Annotated in this window: 22 protein-coding genes; 5 read left to right on the forward strand and 17 right to left on the reverse strand. The window is 65.6% G+C overall.

The window, feature by feature from the left end:
* The first annotated feature begins 28 nt into the window (after positions 1-28).
* Positions 29-337, forward strand: a complete 309-nt coding sequence (locus tag F3J43_RS14750; RefSeq protein ID WP_166887673.1) for a transcriptional regulator — start codon at positions 29-31, stop codon at positions 335-337.
* Between the two features lie 49 nt (positions 338-386).
* The gene (locus tag F3J43_RS14755; RefSeq protein ID WP_166887678.1) at positions 387-1271 is read left to right on the forward strand and encodes a pseudouridine synthase; all 885 of its coding nucleotides are present in this window, start codon (positions 387-389) and stop codon (positions 1269-1271) included.
* A 77-nt stretch (positions 1272-1348) separates the two neighbouring features.
* On the opposite strand, the gene F3J43_RS14760 is transcribed toward F3J43_RS14755, so the two are convergent.
* The 15 genes from F3J43_RS14760 to ccoN (F3J43_RS14830) all read right to left on the reverse strand — a co-directional run bounded on the left by F3J43_RS14760 (position 1349) and on the right by ccoN (F3J43_RS14830) (position 16615).
* On the reverse strand, positions 1349-2914 hold the full coding sequence (locus tag F3J43_RS14760; RefSeq protein ID WP_166887681.1) for a methyl-accepting chemotaxis protein: 1566 nt from the start codon (positions 2912-2914) through the stop codon (positions 1349-1351).
* A gap of 202 nt (positions 2915-3116) precedes the next feature.
* The gene (locus F3J43_RS14765) at positions 3117-3893 is read right to left on the reverse strand and encodes a CPBP family intramembrane glutamic endopeptidase (protein ID WP_166887684.1); all 777 of its coding nucleotides are present in this window, start codon (positions 3891-3893) and stop codon (positions 3117-3119) included.
* An 81-nt stretch (positions 3894-3974) separates the two neighbouring features.
* Positions 3975-4658 (reverse strand): sulfite exporter TauE/SafE family protein, encoded by a 684-nt coding sequence (locus F3J43_RS14770; RefSeq protein ID WP_166887687.1) that lies wholly within the window; start codon positions 4656-4658, stop codon positions 3975-3977.
* A complete protein-coding gene (ccoS, locus tag F3J43_RS14775) occupies positions 4651-4863 on the reverse strand; it encodes a cbb3-type cytochrome oxidase assembly protein CcoS (protein ID WP_166887689.1) in 213 nt (70 codons plus the stop codon). The genes F3J43_RS14770 and ccoS overlap by 8 nt, the downstream gene beginning before the upstream one ends.
* Before the next feature lie 14 nt (positions 4864-4877).
* Positions 4878-7322 carry a heavy metal translocating P-type ATPase gene (locus F3J43_RS14780; protein ID WP_166887691.1) on the reverse strand — a complete coding sequence of 815 codons (2445 nt, stop codon included), beginning with the start codon at positions 7320-7322 and terminating at the stop codon, positions 4878-4880.
* A gap of 144 nt (positions 7323-7466) precedes the next feature.
* Complete coding sequence (locus tag F3J43_RS14785) at positions 7467-7994, reverse strand: FixH family protein (RefSeq protein ID WP_166887693.1); 528 nt, start codon at positions 7992-7994, stop codon at positions 7467-7469.
* Between the two features lie 15 nt (positions 7995-8009).
* Positions 8010-9425 (reverse strand): cytochrome c oxidase accessory protein CcoG, encoded by a 1416-nt coding sequence (gene ccoG / locus F3J43_RS14790; RefSeq protein ID WP_166887695.1) that lies wholly within the window; start codon positions 9423-9425, stop codon positions 8010-8012.
* Between the two features lie 304 nt (positions 9426-9729).
* Positions 9730-10713 (reverse strand): cytochrome-c oxidase, cbb3-type subunit III, encoded by a 984-nt coding sequence (gene ccoP, locus F3J43_RS14795; RefSeq protein WP_166887697.1) that lies wholly within the window; start codon positions 10711-10713, stop codon positions 9730-9732.
* Positions 10710-10913: a cbb3-type cytochrome oxidase subunit 3 gene (locus F3J43_RS14800; protein ID WP_166888069.1), complete on the reverse strand. Its 204-nt coding sequence runs from the start codon at positions 10911-10913 to the stop codon at positions 10710-10712. Before F3J43_RS14800 ends, ccoP (F3J43_RS14795) begins: the two co-directional genes overlap by 4 nt.
* 5 nt (positions 10914-10918) lie before the next feature.
* Entirely contained in the window at positions 10919-11527 is a 609-nt protein-coding gene (gene ccoO, locus F3J43_RS14805; protein WP_166887700.1) for a cytochrome-c oxidase, cbb3-type subunit II, read from the reverse strand.
* Positions 11527-12969, reverse strand: a complete 1443-nt coding sequence (gene ccoN, locus F3J43_RS14810; RefSeq protein WP_166887702.1) for a cytochrome-c oxidase, cbb3-type subunit I — start codon at positions 12967-12969, stop codon at positions 11527-11529. The genes ccoO (F3J43_RS14805) and ccoN (F3J43_RS14810) overlap by 1 nt, the downstream gene beginning before the upstream one ends.
* 449 nt (positions 12970-13418) lie before the next feature.
* Complete coding sequence (gene ccoP / locus F3J43_RS14815) at positions 13419-14360, reverse strand: cytochrome-c oxidase, cbb3-type subunit III (protein WP_166887704.1); 942 nt, start codon at positions 14358-14360, stop codon at positions 13419-13421.
* The gene (locus F3J43_RS14820; protein WP_166887706.1) at positions 14357-14563 is read right to left on the reverse strand and encodes a cbb3-type cytochrome c oxidase subunit 3; all 207 of its coding nucleotides are present in this window, start codon (positions 14561-14563) and stop codon (positions 14357-14359) included. Before F3J43_RS14820 ends, ccoP (F3J43_RS14815) begins: the two co-directional genes overlap by 4 nt.
* A gap of 5 nt (positions 14564-14568) precedes the next feature.
* A complete protein-coding gene (gene ccoO, locus F3J43_RS14825) occupies positions 14569-15177 on the reverse strand; it encodes a cytochrome-c oxidase, cbb3-type subunit II (RefSeq protein WP_166887707.1) in 609 nt (202 codons plus the stop codon).
* Between the two features lie 13 nt (positions 15178-15190).
* Positions 15191-16615, reverse strand: a complete 1425-nt coding sequence (ccoN, locus tag F3J43_RS14830) for a cytochrome-c oxidase, cbb3-type subunit I (protein ID WP_166887710.1) — start codon at positions 16613-16615, stop codon at positions 15191-15193.
* Here ccoN (F3J43_RS14830) and F3J43_RS14835 point away from each other — a divergent pair.
* A complete protein-coding gene (locus tag F3J43_RS14835; RefSeq protein WP_205297880.1) occupies positions 16614-17357 on the forward strand; it encodes an alpha/beta family hydrolase in 744 nt (247 codons plus the stop codon). The two genes, ccoN (F3J43_RS14830) and F3J43_RS14835, sit on opposite strands and share 2 nt — an antisense overlap.
* Positions 17358-17439: 82 nt before the next feature.
* Here the strand turns inward: F3J43_RS14835 and ppnP are convergent, their stop codons facing one another.
* Positions 17440-17724 carry a pyrimidine/purine nucleoside phosphorylase gene (ppnP, locus tag F3J43_RS14840; protein WP_166887712.1) on the reverse strand — a complete coding sequence of 95 codons (285 nt, stop codon included), beginning with the start codon at positions 17722-17724 and terminating at the stop codon, positions 17440-17442.
* Between the two features lie 72 nt (positions 17725-17796).
* Positions 17797-18348 carry a 3'-5' exonuclease gene (locus tag F3J43_RS14845; RefSeq protein WP_166887715.1) on the reverse strand — a complete coding sequence of 184 codons (552 nt, stop codon included), beginning with the start codon at positions 18346-18348 and terminating at the stop codon, positions 17797-17799.
* A gap of 180 nt (positions 18349-18528) precedes the next feature.
* On the opposite strand from F3J43_RS14845, the gene F3J43_RS14850 reads away from it, so the two are divergent.
* Entirely contained in the window at positions 18529-19326 is a 798-nt protein-coding gene (locus tag F3J43_RS14850) for a substrate-binding periplasmic protein (RefSeq protein WP_205297881.1), read from the forward strand.
* Positions 19327-19391: 65 nt separating this feature from the next.
* Positions 19392-20405 carry a GNAT family N-acetyltransferase gene (locus tag F3J43_RS14855; RefSeq protein WP_166887718.1) on the forward strand — a complete coding sequence of 338 codons (1014 nt, stop codon included), beginning with the start codon at positions 19392-19394 and terminating at the stop codon, positions 20403-20405.
* Positions 20406-20443 lie beyond the last annotated feature (38 nt).

Raw genomic sequence — 20443 nt, forward strand, 5'->3', positions numbered from 1 at the left:
TATATAAATACAGTATCGAGGTAACGCCATGCTCAATGTCGAGCAACTCAAGTACAGCATCAACCACATGGCACCAGAGCGTGTGTGCGACGCCGTGCTCGAGCTGCGCCTCGACGGCATCGTCACCGACGAGTGCACGCCGTTCGGCAAGGTCCATTTCAACACGTGTTTCGCCGAGATCGAGGCGCTGTTCCAACGCGCTGGTTACCATCGTCCGCTGGATGTGGTCGGCTACCAGGGCATGAGCTATGCGTTGTACGACCCCGGCCGCTGGGAGGCGGTGCAGGTGCTGCGCTGGCTCAAGGCGCGCTGCGAGCCGGCCTGCGAGGCTGGTTGACGGGGACGGGGTAGGGGATAATGCCCGCCCCGCCAGATCGAGCCCGACGATGACCACGCCTTTCGACCCCGCCCGCCAGCAAGCCAGCACCGTATGCCTGCCGCCAGGGCAATGGACGACGGTGCTTGATTGCCTGTGTGACCACTTCAAGGGTATCGACCGCACGCAGTGGCTCGACCGTTTCGCCCGCGGCCGGGTGCTCGACGCCCAGGGGCAGGCGATCGCAGCCGATCTTCCCTACCGCAGAGGCATGCGCCTGCATTACTTCCGCGAGGTGCCCAACGAGAAGCCGATCCCCGTACAGGAGGACATCCTGCATGTCGACGCGCATCTGGTGGTGGCAGACAAGCCGCATTTCCTCCCGGTGACACCTACGGGCGAATACGTCGAGCAGACGCTGCTACGTCGCCTGATCCGGCGCCTGGATAACCCGCACCTGGTGCCGCTGCACCGTATCGACCGGCATACCGCCGGGTTGGTGCTGTTCTCGGCCAACCCCGACAGCCGCGGCGCGTATCAGCGACTGTTTCCCGAGCGGCGCATCGACAAGCGTTACCAGGCCATCGCTGCGGCCTTGCCCCAGCACACCTTCCCGTTGGTGCACCGCAGTCGCCTGGTGCATGGCGAGCCGTTCTTCCGCATGCATGAGGTCGAGGGGGTGGATAACAGCGAGACCCATGCCTGCGTGCTGGAGAAGCAGGGTGAATTGTGGCGTTACGGACTGTCGCCAGTGACAGGCAAGACCCACCAGTTGCGGGTGCACATGGCGGCGCTGGGGGCGGGGATCTGCAACGATCCGTTCTATCCACGACTGGCCAGCGAGCAGGATGATTACACGCGGCCCTTGAAGCTGTTGGCCCAGAGCCTGCGTTTCGTGGATCCGCTGACAGGTGAGACGCGCTATTTCGAAAGCCGCCTGAAACTGGACTGGTAAAACGCCTCGCGGGGCAAGCCTGCCCTACAGCCATGCACGCTGTGGGGCGGGCTTGCCCCGCGAGGTTGGGTCGTCGATCAGCGGTTGAAGCGTTCGACCAGCGAGTACTGGGTACCTGCGGTGTTGGTCAGTTCTTCGCTGAGCAGCGCCGAACGCTGGGCCTGGCCGGCGGTCTGGTCAGCGAGGTCGGCGATGGTGCTGATGTTGCGGCTGATCTCCTCGGCCACCGCGGTCTGCTCCTCGGTGGCGGCGGCGATCTGGGTCGCCATGTCGGTGATGTTGGCCACCGCTTCGCTGATGCCGACCAGTGCCTGGTCGGCCTCCATCACCCGTTCGACGCCTTCCTGGGCCTGGCGGTGACCTGTTTCCATGGTCTGCACGGCATTGTTGGCGGTCTGCTGCAACTTGGCGATCAGGCCGTGGATCTGTCCGGTCGATTCGGCGGTGCGCTGGGCCAGCTGGCGCACTTCATCGGCGACCACGGCAAAGCCACGCCCCATCTCGCCGGCGCGGGCTGCTTCGATGGCGGCGTTGAGCGCCAGCAGGTTGGTCTGGTCGGCAATGCCCTTGATCACGTCGACCACGCCGCCGATCTCGTCGCTGTCCTTGGCCAGCTGGGTGACGGTCAGGCCGGTCTCGCCCACGGCCGCCGACAGGCGCTCGATGGCGTCGCGGGTTTCGCCGGCGATGTTGCGGCCCTGGCTGGTCAGGCGATTGGCTTCCTGGGTCGCATCGGCGGTGCGCTGCACATGGTTGGCCACTTCCTGGGTGGTGGCGGCCATCTGGTTGACGGCGGCGGCGACCTGCTCGGTTTCCACCCGCTGGCGTTCGAGGCCCGAGGAGCTCTGGTGGGCCAGGGCGTCGGACTGGCGAGCCTGGTCGCTGAGCTGCTCGGCGCTGTCCTGCAGGCGGGTCAGGCAAGTCTTCATCCGTGCGTCCTGGCTGAGCATGGCCATTTCCAGGCGTGCCTGGACACCGCGGCTGTCGGTGTACATCTGTGCGATCAATGGGTCTGAAGTGGTCTGTTCGGCCAGGCGCAGCAGGCGCTTGAGGCCGCGCTGTTGCCAGCTCAGGCCGAGCAGGCCCAGCGGGACCGACAGGCCGGCGGCCAGGGCGAAGCCCCAGGAATGGCCGAGCCAATTGCCGATCAGGAAGCCGATCTGGCTGACCAGGATGAACGGCAGCCAGTCCTGCAGCACCGGCAGCCACTTGTCACGTTTCGGAATGGCCGACTTGCCCTGGTTGATGCGCTGGTACAGCGCTTCGGCGCGACGGATCTGCTCGGCGGTGGGCTTGACCCGTACCGACTCGTAGCCGATCACCTGGTTGCTGTCGAACACCGGGGTGACGTAGGCATTGACCCAGTAGTGGTCGCCGGACTTGCAGCGGTTCTTGACGATACCCATCCACGGCAGGCCCTGCTTGAGGGTCTGCCACATATGGGCGAACACGGCTGGCGGTACGTCGGGATGGCGCACGAGATTGTGTGGCGCACCCATGAGTTCCTCGCGGGAGAAACCGCTGATCTCGATGAAGGCATCGTTGCAGTAGGTGATCACGCCTTTGGCATTGGTGGTCGAGATCAACCGCTGCTGGGCAGGGAAAGTCCGTTCTCTCTGGGTAATCGGCTGGTTGTTACGCATTGGCTGTTCAATCCGCAAGGCTTTCGACGGGTATCGGCAAGCCTTTGGTTTTATTGAATGAATATTTAACTTGCATTGATCTGGGGCAAGGCGTGATCGGCGCGGCTGCACTAGGTGAAGCCGGCCTGATCGCGTAAGTTGCCGCCAATATTGCAGTTTTCTTTATGAATAATGACGATCAGGTCGGATCATGACCGATTGTTCAAGCGAGGGCCAGCATCGGATAGGTGAAGACGGCGAAATGCGCCAGGTTGACGCAGGCATGGCACAGCACAGCTGCTGCCAGTCCGCCATGGCGGTAGGCCAGACCATACCCCACCCCGGCCAGGGTGGCCAGGTAGAACCATTGCCAGCCGCCGGCCAGGTGCGCCAGGCCAAATAGCAGCGCGGCCAGCAGCAGCGCCAGCCCCTCATGCTTGAACAGACGTTGCAGGCCGCCCTGGATGTAGCCGCGGAACAGCAACTCTTCGGTCAGGCTCACCAGCAACAGGTTGTTGGCCAGCCAGAGCCAGGCCTGGTCAGGCCATTTCGGCGCCCACGCCACCAGGCCCAGGGTCCAGGCGCCGCCCAGGCAGGCGAGCAGGGTGAGCGGCAGGATCAGCCCCAGGCTCATGGCCAGGCCTCGTCCGCGCAGCATCACCAGCCAGGGGCAGGCCAGCAGCAGCCAGACGCCGATCAGCGGTTTGTCGAGGTTCAGGTACATGGAGAACGGCACCGCGCCTTCGCTGAGCACCGCCTTGTCGATCACCCTGGCGCCGTGGAAGCCGGGCAGCCAGTGCAGCGCCAGGGCGATGGCGAGGACGATGAACAGCAGGTGGCCGAGCGTCTGTTGCCAGCGCACCTGGCGGCGCACCAGCAGGCCGCTGCAGAACAGCGCGAGCAAGCTTGGCAGGGCGAGCAGTCCGAGGCTGCCATGGGTCAGTGCGAGGAGGTAGCCGAGGCCGAGCAGGAGCAGGGCGATCCAGTGGGGAAAGGGCATGGGGATTCCTTGTGCGGGTGAGTCCATGGAGGGTAGGACTCACCTGGATGGCGTCAGGACACTTCGACGCTGGCGCGGGCTTCAGTGCCCCATGAGCCAGTGCTGGTGTGGCCCAGGCAAGGTCCACAGGCCGAACAGGATCACCAGCACGCCCCCGGCCATGCGCACGCCGCGCTTGCGCAACAGGCTGCCGACCCGTTCGGCGGCCAGCCCGGTGGCCAGCAGTACCGGCCAGGTGCCGAGGCCGAATGCCAGCATCAATGCCGCACTGTGCAGGGCATCGCCCTGGCTCGCGGCCCACAGCAGGGTGCTGTACACCAGGCCGCAGGGCAGCCAGCCCCACAGGGCACCGAGCAGCAGGGCGCGGGGCAGGCTGGACACCGGTAGCAGGCGGGTCGCCAGCGGTTGCACGTGGCGCCACAGGCCGCGGCCGAGGGCCTCGATGCGGGTCAGGCCGCTCCACCAGCCGGCCAGGTACAGGCCCATGGCGATCAGCAGCAGTGCCGCGACAATGCGCAGGCCGGTTGCCAGCGGGCTGCTGGCCAGGGCCACGCCGGCCAGGCCCAGCAGCAGGCCGGCGGCGGCGTAGCTGAGGATGCGCCCGAGGTTGTAGGCCAGCAGCAGGCGCAGGCGTCGACCGCGTTGTTCGGGGGGGATGGCCAGGGTGAGGGCGCCCATCAGGCCGCCGCACATGCCCAGACAGTGGCCGCCCCCGAGCAGGCCGAGCACCAGCGCCGAGCCAAGCAAGGGAATCAGCTCAGGCACGTGGGGACGGGTCCTTGTCTTCGGCGCTGGCCTCTTCGCGGTTCACGGCGGCCTGGTGGCGTGGGTCCTGATCGTCGAACAGGATGCTGTGGGCCGGGCTTTCCAGGTCGTCGTACTGGCCGCTGTCCACTGCCCAGAAGAAGATGTACACGGCAACGCCGACCAGCAGCAGGGCGGCGGGAATCATGATGTAGAGGGCGGGCATTGGCGGTCTCCTGCTCAGGCCGTGGCGGGTTCGGCGTGGCCGGCGGTGGCCGGCAGACCGGGTTGCCGGGTCAGGCGCAGGGCATTGAGCACGACGACCAGCGAACTGATCGACATGCCCACGGCGGCCCACACTGGGGTGATCCAGCCGAGCGCGGCGAACGGCAACATCAGGCCATTGTACAGGGTCGCCCAGAGCAGGTTCTCGACAATGTTGCGACGCGTGCGCCGGGCCAGCTCGAAGGCCTGCACCAGCGCCTGCAGGCGGTTGGACAGCAGCACGGCATCGGCGCTGGTCTTGGCCAGGTCGGTGGCGCTGCCCATGGCGATGCTGATGTCGGCAGCGGCCAGCACCGGCACATCGTTCACGCCGTCGCCGAGCATCAGCACCTTGCGCCCCTCGGCCTGCAGGGCTTTCAGGCGGGCGAGCTTGTCGTCCGGGCGCAGGCCGCCGACCGCCTGGTCGATGCCCAGTTGCGCGGCGACCTCGGTCACCATCGGCGAGCTGTCGCCGGACAGCAGCAGGGTCTGCCAACCACGGGCCTTGCAGGCTGCGACCAGGTCGAAGGCATCCTCGCGCAAGCGGTCATCCAGGCCGAACCAGGCCAGTGGGCCCTGGCGGTCGCCGAGCAGCAGCCACTGACCGCGCTGCTCCGGTACTGCTGGCACTTCGGCGTTGCTCAGGGCGCAGGCGAAGGCTGCCTGGCCGATGCGCAGGCGTTCGCCGTCCAGTTCGCCCTCCAGGCCCAGGCCGGCAACGGCGCTGACGCTGTCGGCCGGCCGCGCGGCACGCCCGAAGGCGCGGGCGATCGGGTGCTCGGAGCGGTTCTCGAGGGCGGCGGCCAGGGCCAGGCACTGGTCGCTGTCGAGCCGACCCAGTGGACGGATGCTGCGCAGGGCGAGGCGCCCTTCGGTCAGGGTGCCGGTCTTGTCGAAGATCACCGTGTCGATCTGGTTGAGACCCTCCAGTACGTGCCCGCGGGTCACCAGCAGGCCAAGCCGGTGCAGGGTGCCGGTGGCGGCGGTGAGGGCGGTGGGAGTGGCCAGCGACAGGGCGCAGGGGCAGGTGGCGACCAGCATGGCGAGGACGATCCAGAATGCCCGGGAAGCATCGAGCTGCCACCAGACTAAGCCGATCACCACGGCGGCCACCAGGCTGAACAGCAGGAACCATTGCGAGGCCCGATCGGCGATTTCAGCCAGCCGCGGTTTTTCCGATTGTGCCCGTTCCAGCAGGCGGACGATGGCCGACAGGCGCGAGTCGTGGCCCAGGGCCTGGACCTCGACGGTGAGCGCACTCTCGACGTTCAGGGTGCCGCCGGTGACCCGGTCGCCGCTGCGGCGCGGCAGGGGCAGGTATTCGCCGGTGAGCAGCGACTCATCGACGCTGGAGCGGCCATCGACGATGCGGCCGTCGGCCGGGATCACCGCGCCCGGCAGCACCTGCACATGGTCGCCGCACTTGAGCTCGCCGAGCAGGATGCGTTCGGCCTGGCCGTCGCTGCCCAGGCGCAGGCACGAAGCCGGCAGCAGGTTGACCAGTTGCGCGGTGGCCGCTGCCGTGCGCTCGCGGGCGCGGCGTTCGAGGTAGCGGCCGGTGAGCAGGAACAGGGCGAACATGCCCACGGTATCGAAGTACAGTTCGCCATGGCCGGTGACCGCCGTCCAGATTCCGGCGCAGAAGGCCAGGGCGATGGCCAGCGACACCGAGACGTCCATGGTCAGGTGGCGAGTGCGCAGGTCGCGGGCGGCGCCCTTGAAGAACGGCGCGCAGCTGTAGAACACGATCGGGATGGTGAGGAACAGCGCGACCCAGCGCAGGATGGTGTGCATCTCGGGTGAAAGGTCGATGTTGAATTCCGGCCAGGTGGCCATGGTCGCCATCATCGCCTGGAACCACAGCAGCCCGGCCACGCCCAGGCGGCGCAGGGCGCTGCGGTTTTCCCGGGCCAACTGCTCGGCGGCCTGGTCGGGCTGGTAGGGGTGGGCGGCGTAGCCGATCTGGCGCAGTTCGGCGAGCAGCCTGGACAGTGGCAGCAGGCTGTCGTCCCAGCTCACCAGCAGACGATGGTTGGACAGGTTCAGGCGCGCCTCGGCGACGCCGGGCAGGTTGCGCAGGTGTTTCTCGATCAGCCAACCGCACGCCGCGCAACTGATGCCTTCGACCAGCAGGGTGGCTTCGGCCAGTGGGCCTTCGTGCCGCACGAACGTGCGTTGCACGTCGTCGCGGTCGTACAGGGCCAGTTCGTCCTGCAACTGGCGGGGCAACGCCTCGGGGTTGGCGCTGGTGTCGCTGCGGTGCTGGTAATAGTGCTCCAGGCCGCCGGCGACGATCGACTCGGCCACCGCCTGGCAGCCCGGGCAGCAGAACTGCCGGGAGGCGCCGAGAACTTCGGCGCTGAAGCGACTACCGCCGGGGACGGGCAGGGCGCAGTGGTAGCAGGGGATGGGGTGGGTCATCGGTCGTCGGCCTTACACAAATCGTCTGGCAAGCACCCTGCTGGGGCTGCCTTGCTGCGCGATGGGCCGCAGCGCGGCCCCGATCATTCCAGTGGTGTCACATGCTCGGGGCTGCTGTGCCGCCATCGCGATGCAAGGGCGATCCTACAGGTGTTCTGCCCCTTGGATGGCCTCGTCACCCAGTTGCAGGGTCACGCCGTGCTCGACCTTCTCTTCCTCGAACAACCTCCAGACATGATCGCCCTGGCTACCCAGCAGTTCGACGAAGCGTCGTCCCTCGACCTTGTCGTCGAGCTGGCCGACATAGCGGCCTGGTTCGCTGCGGGTCAGCTGGACCTTGCGGTCGCGGTCCGGCTGGGTCGGGGAGATCAGGTTCAGCTCCAGCGCCTGTGGGTCGCTGTTGCCGGTCAGGCGCACCTCGACCTCGCCGGTCAGTTCGTCGAGGTGGACGCTGGCCTTGAGGTTGAGGGTCTGGGCCAGCAGCTCACGGTCCAGCGAGCGGTTGATGCCCTTGCCGGCTTCGTAGTAGTTGTCGTTGACCAGGTTGTCCGGGTTGCGCACGGCGATGCTGACCATGGTCAGGCTCAGGCACACCGAGGTGGTCAGGATGCCGATGATGATCCAGGGCCAGAGGTGCTTGTACCAGGGGCTGGTGGCGGTGGCTGCAGGCATTGTCGAAGTTCTCTCTCAGCGGATCTGTGGGCCGATGAAGCGGCTCTTGGCTTCAACCTGGCTGGCGCTGTCGTCGGCGTCCTTGAGGATGAAGGTGATTTCGTTGGTGGTGGAGGGCAGTTTCTCCGGGGCGACCGACAGTTGCACCGGCAGGTTGACGATATCGCCGGCGGCGACGCGGATCTCGCGGTGGCCTTCGAGCTGCAGGTCCGGCAGGCCGGCGGCATCGAGCACGTAGACGTGGTCGCGCTGGTCCTTGTTCATCACTTTCAGGCTGTAGACGTTCTCGATCCGTCCCTGGGCATTCTCGCGGTACAGCACCCGGTCCTTGGCGACGTCGAAGCCGACCAGCGAGCGCGTGGCGAAGGCGGTGGTCAGGGCGCCGATCATCACCAGCAGCACCAGGGCGTAGCCGATCAGGCGCGGGCGCAGCATGTGGGTCTTCTGCCCCGACAGGTTGTGCTCGGTGGTGTAGCTGATCAGGCCCTTGGGATAGTTCATCTTGTCCATGATCGCGTCGCAGGCGTCGATGCACGCGGCGCAGCCGATGCACTCGATCTGCAGGCCGTCGCGGATGTCGATGCCGGTGGGGCAGACCTGCACGCACATGGTGCAGTCGATGCAGTCGCCCAGGCCCTTGGCCTTGTAGTCGATATCCTTCTTGCGCGGGCCACGGGCTTCGCCGCGGCGCGGGTCGTAGGAGACGATCAGGGTGTCCTTGTCGAACATCACGCTCTGGAAGCGTGCATAGGGGCACATGTACACGCACACCTGCTCGCGCAGCCAGCCGGCGTTACCGTAGGTGGCCAGGGTGAAGAAACCGACCCAGAAGTAGGCCCAGCCGTCGGCCTGCCCGGTGAAGAACTCCAGGACCAGTTCGCGGATCGGCGAGAAGTAGCCGACGAAGGTCATGCCGGTGACGAAGCCGATCAGCAGCCACAGGCTGTGCTTGGCGAACTTGCGCAGGAACTTGTTGCCGCTCATGGGCTGCTTGTCCAGCTTCATGCGTTGGTTGCGGTCACCCTCGGTGACCTTCTCGCACCACATGAACACCCAGGTCCACACGCTCTGCGGGCAGGTGTAGCCGCACCAGACCCGGCCGGCGTAGACGGTGATGAAGAACAGGCCGAAGGCGGCGACGATCAGCAGGCCTGAAAGCAGGATGAAATCCTGGGGCCAGATGGTGGCGCCGAAGATGTAGAACTTGCGTTCCGGCAGGTTCCACCACACGGCCTGGTGACCGCCCCAGTTCAGCCACACGGTGCCGAAGTAGAGCAGGAACAGCACGGCGCCGCCGACCATCCGCAACCTGCGGAACAGCCCGGTGAAGGCACGGGTGTAGATTTTTTCGCGCGAGGCGTAGAGGTCGACGGAATCCTTCCCTTTGTTGGCAGGCGGGGTGACATCATGTACCGGAATTTGCTTGCTCATCATCAAGTCCCACGGCAGTGGAGAAACGCCGCGACCAGTGCGTGCCGGCCGCAGTCTCGCGCGTTCTGCTAGCGCTCTGCAGCCCATGATACGCCTGTGTTGGCGCGCCCGGGTTGCGCTGCGACACTTCGTCGCGTTGGGTTGCCTGCATGAATCGTGATATGGCGACTGTCAATTGATCCAGGTCAGGCGCGGCGGTTTTTGCCCCCGCCAAAACGACGGTGGGAGCGGGCTTGTGCCGCGAAGGTGTGGTCAGCTTCGACACCTTCGCGAGGCAAGCCCGCTCCCACGTTCGGTCATCCGCTCACTCGGCCTGGATCGGCGCCTGTGGGTCCTGGTGCGACAGGCTGTAGACATAGGCCGCCAGCAGGTGGACCTTGTCGTTGCCCTGCATCTGCGCCTGGGCCGGCATCTGGCCCTGGCGACCGTAACGGATGGTCTGCTGCAACTGGGCGAAGCTCGAACCGTAGATGAACGCCTGCGGGTGGGTCAGGTTCGGTGCGCCCATGGCCGGGGTGCCCTTGCCTTCGGGGCCGTGGCAGGCCACGCAGTTGGTGGCGAAGATCTGTTGGCCCTTGGCCGGATCGGCCTTGGCGTCCTCGGGCAGCTTGCGACCGTCGAGGTTGGTCAGCACGAAGGCGGCGACATCGGCCACGCCTTGCTCGCCGATCACCGTGCCCCAGCCCGGCATCACGCCGTGGCGGCCGTTCATGATGGTGGTCTTGATGGTCTCCGGCTCGCCGCCCCAGCGCCAGTCGTTGTCGGTCAGGTTGGGGAAACCGTAGGCACCCTTGGCGTCCGAGCCGTGGCACACCGAGCAGTTCGAGGCGAACAGCCGCGCGCCCATCTTCAGTGCCTGCGGGTCCTTGGCCACGTCCTCCAGCGGCATGGCGGCGAACTTGGCGAAGATCGGGCCGAAGCGGGCGTCGGCCTTGGCCATCTCCTTTTCCCACTCGTGCACGCCGGTCCAGCCCTGCTGGCCGTTGGCGAATTCGGTCTGCTTGTCGTTGTCCAGGTAGGCATAGCCCGGCAGGATGCCTTTCCAGTTGCCCAGGCCCGGGTACAGCACCAGGTAGCCGAGGGCGAAGACGATGGTGCCGACGAACAGCCAGAACCACCACTTCGGCAGCGGGTTGTCGTATTCCTCGATGCCGTCGAAGGCGTGGCCGACGGTCTCGTCGGTGATCTCCTCGCGCTGGCCCTTGCGGGTCGACAGCAGCAGCCAGGTCAGGGCGAAGATGGTGCCTAGCGTGAGTACGGTGACGTACAGACTCCAGAACGTTGTCATTGCTGTTTGCTCCCAGAAGCGCGCTCATGCGCTTTCGCTTGCTCGACATGCCTGATGGCTTCAGGGTCATCCGCGAACGGCAACTGCGTGGCCTCGTCGAAATCCTTCTTGCGCCGCGGGTTGAACACCCACAGCGCCAGGCCCACGAAGGCCACCAGCACCACGACGGTGCCCAGGCCGCGAATCGTCCCGATATCCATCAGCGTCACCGTTTGCTCTTGATGAGGGTGCCAAGGCCTTGCAGGTACGCCACGATGGCGTCCATCTCGGTCTTGCCCTTGACCGCGTCGCGCGCGCCGGCGATGTCCTCGTCGGTGTAGGGAGTGCCGAGGGTGCGCAGCACTTCCATTTTCTTCGCGGTGTCCTTGCCGTCGAGCTTGTTCTCCACCAGCCAGGGGTAGGACGGCATCTTCGACTCGGGGACGACGTTGCGCGGGTTGTACAGGTGGGCGCGGTGCCAGTCGTCCGAGTAGCGGCCACCGACCCGAGCCAGGTCCGGCCCGGTACGCTTGGAGCCCCACAGGAACGGGTGGTCCCAGACGCTCTCGCCGGCCACCGAGTAGTGGCCGTAGCGCTCGGTCTCGGCGCGGAACGGACGGATCATCTGCGAGTGGCAGCCGACGCAGCCTTCGCGGATGTAGATGTCACGGCCTTCGAGCTCCAGCGCGGTACGGGGCTTCATGCCTTCGACCGGCTTGTTGGTGACGTCCTGGAAGAACAGCGGGACGATCTGGGTCAGGCCGCCGATGCTCACGGCGATGACCATGAAGAAGGCCAGCAGGCCTATGTTCTTCTCGACTGCTTCGTGCTTCATCAGTGCGCTCCCACGACGACGATCTTGGCGGCTTCCTCAGCCTGTGCCGGGTTGGCGGCGCGGACGGTGCGCAGCACGTTGTAGGCCATCAGCAGCATGCCGGAGGCGAAGAACGCACCGCCCAGGGCGCGGACGATATAGCCCGGGTGGCTGGCCTGCAGCGCTTCGACGAACGAGTAGGTGAGGGTGCCGTCGTCGTTGATGGCGCGCCACATCAGACCCTGGGTGATGCCGTTGACCCACATCGAGGCGATGTACAGCACGGTGCCGATGGTGGCCAGCCAGAAGTGCGCGTTGATCAGGCCGACGCTGTGCATCTGCTCGCGGCCGTAGAGTTTCGGGATCATGTGGTAGACCGCGCCGATGGAGATCATCGCCACCCAGCCGAGGGCGCCGGCATGCACGTGGCCGATGGTCCAGTCGGTGTAGTGCGACAGCGAGTTGACGGTCTTGATGGCCATCATCGGGCCTTCGAAGGTGGACATGCCGTAGAAGGCCAGGGACACCACCAGGAAGCGCAGGATCGGGTCGGTGCGCAGCTTATGCCAGGCGCCCGAGAGGGTCATCATGCCGTTGATCATGCCGCCCCAGCTCGGCGCCAGGAGGATGATCGACATGACCATGCCCAGCGACTGGGCCCAGTCGGGCAGGGCGGTGTAGTGCAGGTGGTGCGGGCCGGCCCAGATGTACAGGGTGATCAGCGCCCAGAAGTGCACGATCGACAGGCGATAGGAATAGATCGGGCGTTCGGCCTGCTTGGGCACGAAGTAGTACATCATCCCCAGGAAGCCGGTGGTGAGGAAGAAGCCCACGGCGTTGTGGCCGTACCACCACTGGATCATCGCGTCGGTGGCGCCGGCGTAGGCCGAGTACGACTTGAACAGGCTCACCGGCAGCGAGATGTGGTTGACGATGTGCAGCATCGCGGTGACCACGATGAAGGCGCCGTAGAACCAGTTGCCGACATAGATGTGCTTGGTCTTGCGCTTGACGATGGTGCCGAAGAACACCAGGGCGTAGGTGACCCAGACGATGGCCAGCAGGATCGCCAGCGGCCATTCGAGCTCGGCGTATTCCTTGGTGGTGGTGTAGCCCATCGGCAGGGTGATCAGCGCGCCGACGATCACCGCCTGCCAGCCCCAGAAGGTGAAGGCGGCCATGCTGTCGGAGATCAGGCGGGTCTGGCAGGTGCGCTGCACCACGTAGTAGCTGGTGCCGAACAGGGCACAGCCACCGAAGGCGAAGATCACCAGGTTGGTGTGCAGCGGGCGCAGGCGGCCGAAGCTCGTCCATGGCAGGTCCAGGTTCAGCTGGGGCCATACCAGTTGCGAGGCGATGAAGACGCCGAGCCCCATGCCAAGGATCCCCCAGACCACCGTCATGATGGCGAACTGGCGGACGACCTTATAGTTATAAGCAGTCGGACTGATTGCAGTGCTCATTCTAAGGTTCCACGGTTTGGGTGTTCTTGTTGGTTGGAAAATCGGCGCCAGTATCGATAACCACCAGGGTTATGGCAACGCAAGAAGACTTGCGCCGACCCGTGTCCAGCCCCTTTGCGCTACCGTCCCGCAGCGTTGGGGTCGAACGATTGTACACAAATAAATATTTGTAATGTGTACCGTTTTCCATGTTTTTCTGATCGATCGGTCAAGCTTTTCCTGCTGGGACGGGCACGCAAGGCGTCATCCCAAAGCCGCAGGCCCGGGCGGGCGGAGTCGAGGGCGAGGTATCAGGCTGGGCACCACGTCTGCTCCGGTCGCTTCGGGCGAAGCCACTGTGGCAACAAGCTTAGTTGCGTTCGGAGGGGGTGCAAGGCGGGGGAGGGCTGCGGGAGCGGGTTTGGCGGGAAGGTTTGTGGGAGCAGGCGGGCCCGCTCCCACAGGGGAGGTTACTTGACGCTTGCGCTTTCCGGCGCCGCCTCCTGCGACAGGCTGTACACGTACGCCGCCAGCAGGTGCACCTTGTCATTGCCCTGGATGTCGGCCTGGGCCGGCATCTGGCCTTGGCGGCCGTAGCGGATGGTCTGCTGCAGCTGGGCGAAGCTCGAGCCGTAGATGAACGCCTGCGGGTGGGTCAGGTTCGGCGCGCCCATGGCCGGGGTGCCCTTGCCTTCGGGGCCGTGGCAGGCCACGCAGTTGCTGGCGAAGATCTCCTTGCCCTTGACCGGGTCGGCCTTGGCGTCCTCAGGCAGCTTGCGGCCGTCGAGGTTGGTCAGCACGAACGCGGCGACATCGGCCACGCCCTGCTCGCCGATCACCGTGGACCAGCCCGGCATCACGCCGTGGCGACCGTTCATGATGGTGGCCTTGATGGTCTCCGGCTCGCCGCCCCAGCGCCAGTCCTTGTCGGTCAGGTTGGGGAAGCCGTACGAGCCCTTGGCGTCCGAGCCGTGGCAGACCGCGCAGTTGGAGGCGAACAGGCGGCTGCCCATCTTCAGTGCCTGCGGGTCCTTGGCCACTTCCTCAACGGGCATGGCGGCGTACTTGGCGAAGATCGGGCCGAACTTGGCGTCGGCCTTGTCCATTTCTTTCTGCCATTCGTCGACCTGGGTCCAACCGTTCTCGTAGCCGGGCAGGATGCCTTTCCAGTTGCCCAGGCCCGGGTAGAGGATCAGGTAGCCCACCGAGAACACCAGGGTGCCGACGAACAGCCAGAACCACCATTTCGGCAGCGGGTTGTCGTACTCCTCGATGCCATCGAAGCTGTGGCCCATGGTCTGGTCGGTGGTGTTGCTGCTCTGGCCCTTGCGGGTGCCGAGCAGCAGCCAGGTCAGGCCGATCAGGCTGCCGATGGTCAGTACACTGATGTAGGTACTCCAGAAGGTGGTCATTGCCCGTTACTCCTCACGGCTGCGTTCATGGCAGCAGGTTCCTGCCCGGCGGGGGGCAGGCGGTCGTCGACGAAGGGCAGCAGGCGCGCTTCGGCGAAATCACGGTCGCGGCGACGGTTGAACACCCACAGCGACAGGCCGATGAAGGCGATCATCACTACCAGGGTGCCCAGGCCGCGGATCATGCCGATGTCCATTTCCATCGCACTCACCTCTTGTTCTTGATCGCGGTGCCGAGCACCTGCAGGTAGGCGACCAGCGCGTCCATCTCGGTCTTGCCCTTGACCGCTTCGCGGGCACCGGCGATGTCGTCGTCGGTGTAGGGCACGCCGAGGGTGCGCAGGGTGCGCATCTTGACGTCGGTGTGGCTGTTGTCGACCTGGGTGGCGACCAGCCACGGGTAGGACGGCATCTTCGACTCCGGCACCACGTTGCGCGGGTTGTACAGGTGGGCGCGGTGCCAGTCGTCCGAGTAGCGGCCACCGACCCGGGCCAGGTCCGGCCCGGTACGCTTGGAGCCCCACAGGAACGGGTGGTCCCAGACGCTCTCGCCGGCCACCGAGTAGTGGCCGTAGCGCTCGGTCTCGGCGCGGAACGGACGGATCATCTGCGAGTGGCAGCCGACGCAGCCTTCGCGGATGTAGATGTCGCGACCCTCGAGCTGCAGGGCGGTGTAGGGCTTCATGCCTTCGACCGGCTTGTTGGTGACGTCCTGGAAGAACAGCGGGACGATCTGGGTCAGGCCGCCGATGCTGACGGCGAACACCATCAGCAAGGCCAGCAGGCCGACGTTTTTCTCGATGACTTCGTGTTTCATCAGGCTCTACTCCTCAGGCCAGCTGGGCGTTGGCGGTGGCTTGCTCGGCAGCCGGGGCACGCACGGTGCGCCAGGTGTTCCAGGCCATCAGCAACATGCCGGTGAGGAAGATCGCGCCGCCGACGAAGCGCACGATGAAGCCAGGGTGGCTGGCCACCAGGGTCTCCACGAACGAGTAGGTCAGCGTGCCGTCGCTGTTGACCGCGCGCCACATCAGGCCCTGGGCGATGCCGTTGACCCACATCGAGGCGATGTACAGCACGGTGCCGATGGTGGCCAGCCAGAAGTGCGCGTTGATCAGGCCGATGCTGTACATGCGCTCCTTGCCGAACACTTTCGGAATGGTGTGGTACAGCGCGCCGATGGAGATCATCGCCACCCAGCCGAGGGCGCCGGCATGCACGTGGCCGATGGTCCAGTCGGTGTAGTGGGACAGGGCGTTGACGGTCTTGATGGCCATCATCGGGCCTTCGAAGGTGGACATGCCGTAGAAGGCCAGGGACACCACCAGGAAGCGCAGGATCGGGTCGCTGCGCAGCTTATGCCAGGCGCCCGAGAGGGTCATCATGCCGTTGATCATGCCGCCCCAGCTCGGTGCCAGCAGGATCAGCGACATGATCATGCCCAGCGACTGGGCCCAGTCGGGCAGGGCGGTGTAGTGCAGGTGGTGCGGGCCGGCCCAGATGTACAGGGTGATCAGCGCCCAGAAGTGCACGATCGACAGTCGATACGAATACACCGGACGCTCGGCCTGCTTGGGCACGTAGTAGTACATCATCCCCAGGAAGCCGGCGGTGAGGAAGAAGCCCACGGCGTTGTGGCCGTACCACCATTGCACCATGGCGTCGGTGGCACCGGCGTAGACCGAGTAGGACTTGGTCAGGCTGACCGGCAGTTCCAGGTTGTTGACGATGTGCAGCATCGCCACGGTCAGGATGAAACCGCCGAAGAACCAGTTGCCCACGTAGATGTGCTTGGTGGTGCGCTTCATCAGCGTGCCGAAGAACACCACGGCGTAGGCGACCCAGACGATGGTGATCAGGATGTCGATCGGCCATTCCAGTTCGGCGTACTCCTTCGAGCTGGTGTAGCCCAGTGGCAGGCTGATCGCCGCCAGCAGGATCACCAGTTGCCAGCCCCAGAAGGTGAACGCGGCCAGGCGTGGCGCGAACAGGGTGGTCTGGCAGGTGCGTTGCACCGAATAATAGGAGGTGGCGAACAGGGCACAGCCGCCGAAGGCGAAGATCACCGCGTTGGTGTGCAAGGGTCGCAGGCGGCCGAAGCTGGTCCACGGCAGGTCGAGGTTGAGGGCGGGCCAGGCGAGCTGGGCGGCGATGAAGACGCCGAGCCCCATCCCGACGATGCCCCACACCACCGTCATGATGGCGAATTGGCGGACCACCTGATAGTTGTAGGCGGTACTGCTGGTTGTGTTCATGTATGGGTTCCCATCCACGGTTATAGGCAGGCTAAACAGCGAGGCAAGCATGATTAATGGGCAAAGTGCCGGTATTGACGGGGATCAATGGGCGAAGATCGCAAATGTCCCAGGCTTGCGCTGCGATCCTCCGCATCTGGCGGGGAAAAACGGCGCGTCCGGCTGCCTGATCCTGGCCCATGGCGCGGGCGCGCCGATGGACAGCGGGTTCATGGAGGACATGGCGCAAAGGCTGGCCCGGCAAGGGGTAGGGGTGGTGCGCTTCGAGTTTCCGTACATGGCCGAGCGGCGTGTCAGCGGCGGCAAGCGGCCGCCCAATCCGCAGAAGGTGTTGCTGGAAACCTGGCGAACGGTATATGCACAGGTGCGACCTTTTGTCGCGGGTCGGTTGGCCGTTGGCGGCAAGTCCATGGGCGGACGCATGGCGAGCCTGCTGGCCGATGAGTTGGGGGCGGATGCGCTGGTGTGCCTGGGTTATCCGTTCTATGCGGTGGGCAAGCCGGAGAAGCCGCGAGTCGAGCATCTGGCGGCGCTGCGCACGCGCACGCTGATCGTGCAGGGCGAGCGTGATGCCCTGGGCAATCGTGAGGCGGTCGAGGGGTATGCGCTATCGCCGGCGATCGAACTGAGCTGGCTGGTGGCGGGGGATCATGACCTCAAGCCATTGAAGGCGTCGGGGTTCAGTCATGAGCAGCATCTGCAGGCAGCCGCGCAGCAGGTGGCGGCTTTTCTGCGCGAGTAGCCATCGCGGGGCAAGCCCGCTCCCACGACGTCCTGGTGGCGTCTGTGGAAGCGGGCTTTTCTGCGCGATGAGGGCGTTCAGCTCAGTCGCGGTACTCGCACAGGTAGGCGCTGTCGACGGCGACCTTGAGCTGGAACTTGCTGTCGGCCGGCACGTTGAACTGGCTGCCCGCCTCGAACTTCTCCCAGTTGTCGCTGCCCGGCAGCTTGACGGTCAGGGCGCCGGAGACCACATGCATGATCTCGCGCTTGGCGGTACCGAACTCGTATTCGCCCGGCGCCATCACGCCAACGGTGGCCGGACCTTCGTGGCCTTCGAAGGCGATCGACTTGACGGTGCCATTGAAGTACTCGTTGACCTTGAACATGGGACGACTCCTGGAACAGGGAGGAAAAAGGGCTGGCCAGTATGCCCAAGGCCTTTCCTGGCGTCATCTGTTTCAGGCAGTGCCCGCCGGCAGGCTCAGGGGCAGCAGGCGCGCGGTGTTGCGGGCATCTTCCAGGGCCCGGTGCTGTTGCCCGGCGAACTGCAGGCCGGCCAGTTGCAGGGCGCTGTTGAGTCCGGCGGGGCGCTGCAGATGACGCGCCTTGGCAAAGCGCTGCTTGAGGTTGATGTGCGGCAGCTGTTCCAGCAGGCTGCGCAGGTGGTGGTGGTGCCATTCCTGCAGCAATTGCTTGCGGTCGTAGTCGCCCCAGCTGACCCAGGCCTGCAGTTGCCCCTGGTGATGGCCCAGCCAGCGCTCGAATTGCCCCCAGACCTCGGTGAACGGGGCAGCGCCGTCGACATCGGCCTGGCTGATGTGGGTCAGCTCGCGGCAGAAGGGCGTCAACTGTGGCCTGCGCCTGGGGCGCACGAAGCGCTGGAAGTGATCGACCTCGCGACCGTCGCGGGTGACCAGGCTTGCGCCGATTTCTATGATTTCCATCTCCGTGACCGGCCAGCCGCCTTCGTCGGTGGTGGCTTCCAGGTCGATCACCAACCAGTGGCCCATGCCAGGCTCCCTAATCCATTACGCTGTACTTCGCGCTCGGGTGCGCGGACCCGTAGAGGGTAGCCAATGTCGCGGCACAAGGCATCCCCTGGCACTTTGGCATATCCGGCTGTTGTGCCCATACCGGAAAACGCCTAGCTTAGGCGCATCCAGGCCACTATCCGCAACGAGTGTCTCGTCTTGATCCCACTGCCCAGCTTCAAGGTGTCGTTCTCCCTGATGTTCGCCGCGCTGTTCGTGACTGTCGCGGTACGGGCCGGCGAGGCTGTCGAGGTGAAGGTCGGTGCGGCGCACTTCCCTCCTTATACCGTGCGCCCGGAGCAAGGGGCGGACACCGGCCTGCTGCCGCAACTGGTCGAGGCGTTGAACCGGCTGCAGGCAGACTACCGTTTCGTCCTGGTGCCCACCTCGATTCCCCGGCGCTTCGGCGATTTCCAGCAGGGGCGCACCGACATGGCCGTCTTCGAGAACCCGCAATGGGGTTGGCAGGGCATCGAGCACAAGGCGGTGGACATGGGGCTGGAGGATGCCGAGATCTTCGTCGCGCGCCAGCAGCCAGGGCGCGACCAGCGCTACTTCGATGAACTTGAAGGCAAGCGCCTGGCCCTGTTCAACGGCTATCACTATGCCTTCGCCGATTTCAATCCGGACCCGGCCTACCTGAAGAAGCGCTACCGGGCGACCCTGACCTACTCCCACGACAGCAACCTGAGCATGGTCGAGCGTGGCCGGGCCGACATCGCCCTGGTCACCCGTTCGTTCCTCAGCGACTTCCTCAAGCGCAACCCGGACAGCGTCAGCCAGTTGCTCGCCTCGCAGCGGGTCGACCAGGTCTATCATCACTACGCGTTGCTGCGCCCCAGCGCGCCGATCAGCCCCGAGGCGTTCGCCGGGCTACTGCGCCGCCTGCGCGAGGACGGCGAACTGCTGCACATCTTCCAGCCCTACCAGATCACCGTCGAGGCGCCACGGGACTAAATCGCACGGCACCGGTCACGTTCTCTGGAGTGAGCCTTTCTTTCATTCCCCCGTGAGCCAAGACCATGCCGTTCGATGCCGCTTCGCCGCCCCTTTGCGCGCCCCGCTGGCGCACCTTGCACGCCGACGAGGGCGATTGCCGCCTGAGCCTGACCCTGGAAGGGCGGCCGTTGATCGGTGTGCGCCTGGTCAACGCCGACGCGCTTGAAATCCACCTCGAGCAGATCTGCCCCGAGCGCCCCGAGCAGGCGTTGTGGGCCGCCTGCTACTGGTTGCTGTCCCGCGATCCGGCCTGCCAGCGTCTGGACTGGCGGTTGCCTCAGGCGCAGCCGCGGGCCGTGGCCAGTGGCCTGCTGCTACCGGGTGAGCAGGCCGGGCAGTACCTGTGCGAACGCACGCTGTTCTGGCAACTGCCCCAGCCCTGGCTGGGCGAGTCGCTGGCTGGCGTGTATCCGCAGCAGATGCAGATCAGCCAGGGCAAGCGCCATCCGCGCCGGGCACCCAAGCCCCATGGCGAGGTGTACCGGCGCTTCGACGCGCGCCTCGGTGCCTGGGTCTCGCTGCGCACCCTGGAGATCGAGCAGGACCTGGCGCGTTTCAACCGCTGGCAGAATCATCCCCGGGTCGTGCAGTTCTGGCAGGAGGGCGGCACGCTGGCGCAGCACCGTGAATACCTGGCCAAGCTCGAGCAGGATCCGCATACCCTGACCCTGATCGGCTGCTTCGACGACGAGCCCTTCGCCTACTTCGAGGCCTACTGGGCCAAGGAAGACCGCATCGCGCCGTTCTATCCGGCCGACGATTACGACCGCGGCATCCACATGCTGGTGGGGGAAGAGGCGCACCGTGGTCCGCACAAGGTGGCCAGCTGGCTGTCGGCGCTGGTGCATTACCTGTTCCTCGACGACCCGCGCACCCAGCGGGTGGTGGCCGAGCCGCGGGCCGACAACGGCAAGATGATCGGCTACATGCACGACCAGTGCTTCCATTGCGAGAAGGAGTTCGATTTCCCGCACAAGCGGGCGGCGCTGATGATCCTGGGGCGGGAGCGTTTCTTCGATCGTTGCCGGTTGGCCTGACGCAGGGCCGGCAAGCCGGCCCCTGCAGGCACTGGGTC

The organism is Pantoea sp. Cy-639 (assembly GCF_011752525.1).
Lineage (GTDB): Bacteria > Pseudomonadota > Gammaproteobacteria > Pseudomonadales > Pseudomonadaceae > Aquipseudomonas.

What these genes read in the sequence shown, in the direction of transcription:
- F3J43_RS14750 (WP_166887673.1), top strand. Translation starts at nt 29, where the DNA reads ATGCTCAATGTCGAGCAACTCAAGTACAGCATCAACCACATGGCACCA.
- F3J43_RS14755 (WP_166887678.1), top strand. Translation starts at nt 387, where the DNA reads ATGACCACGCCTTTCGACCCCGCCCGCCAGCAAGCCAGCACCGTATGC.
- F3J43_RS14760 (WP_166887681.1), bottom strand. Translation starts at nt 2,914, where the DNA reads ATGCGTAACAACCAGCCGATTACCCAGAGAGAACGGACTTTCCCTGCC.
- F3J43_RS14765 (WP_166887684.1), bottom strand. Translation starts at nt 3,893, where the DNA reads ATGCCCTTTCCCCACTGGATCGCCCTGCTCCTGCTCGGCCTCGGCTAC.
- ccoS (WP_166887689.1), bottom strand. Translation starts at nt 4,863, where the DNA reads ATGCCCGCCCTCTACATCATGATTCCCGCCGCCCTGCTGCTGGTCGGC.
- F3J43_RS14780 (WP_166887691.1), bottom strand. Translation starts at nt 7,322, where the DNA reads ATGACCCACCCCATCCCCTGCTACCACTGCGCCCTGCCCGTCCCCGGC.
- F3J43_RS14785 (WP_166887693.1), bottom strand. Translation starts at nt 7,994, where the DNA reads ATGCCTGCAGCCACCGCCACCAGCCCCTGGTACAAGCACCTCTGGCCC.
- ccoG (WP_166887695.1), bottom strand. Translation starts at nt 9,425, where the DNA reads ATGAGCAAGCAAATTCCGGTACATGATGTCACCCCGCCTGCCAACAAA.
- ccoP (WP_166887697.1), bottom strand. Translation starts at nt 10,713, where the DNA reads ATGACAACGTTCTGGAGTCTGTACGTCACCGTACTCACGCTAGGCACC.
- F3J43_RS14800 (WP_166888069.1), bottom strand. Translation starts at nt 10,913, where the DNA reads ATGGATATCGGGACGATTCGCGGCCTGGGCACCGTCGTGGTGCTGGTG.
- ccoO (WP_166887700.1), bottom strand. Translation starts at nt 11,527, where the DNA reads ATGAAGCACGAAGCAGTCGAGAAGAACATAGGCCTGCTGGCCTTCTTC.
- ccoN (WP_166887702.1), bottom strand. Translation starts at nt 12,969, where the DNA reads ATGAGCACTGCAATCAGTCCGACTGCTTATAACTATAAGGTCGTCCGC.
- ccoP (WP_166887704.1), bottom strand. Translation starts at nt 14,360, where the DNA reads ATGACCACCTTCTGGAGTACCTACATCAGTGTACTGACCATCGGCAGC.
- F3J43_RS14820 (WP_166887706.1), bottom strand. Translation starts at nt 14,563, where the DNA reads ATGGAAATGGACATCGGCATGATCCGCGGCCTGGGCACCCTGGTAGTG.
- ccoO (WP_166887707.1), bottom strand. Translation starts at nt 15,177, where the DNA reads ATGAAACACGAAGTCATCGAGAAAAACGTCGGCCTGCTGGCCTTGCTG.
- F3J43_RS14835 (WP_205297880.1), top strand. Translation starts at nt 16,614, where the DNA reads ATGTATGGGTTCCCATCCACGGTTATAGGCAGGCTAAACAGCGAGGCA.
- ccoN (WP_166887710.1), bottom strand. Translation starts at nt 16,615, where the DNA reads ATGAACACAACCAGCAGTACCGCCTACAACTATCAGGTGGTCCGCCAA.
- ppnP (WP_166887712.1), bottom strand. Translation starts at nt 17,724, where the DNA reads ATGTTCAAGGTCAACGAGTACTTCAATGGCACCGTCAAGTCGATCGCC.
- F3J43_RS14845 (WP_166887715.1), bottom strand. Translation starts at nt 18,348, where the DNA reads ATGGGCCACTGGTTGGTGATCGACCTGGAAGCCACCACCGACGAAGGC.
- F3J43_RS14855 (WP_166887718.1), top strand. Translation starts at nt 19,392, where the DNA reads ATGCCGTTCGATGCCGCTTCGCCGCCCCTTTGCGCGCCCCGCTGGCGC.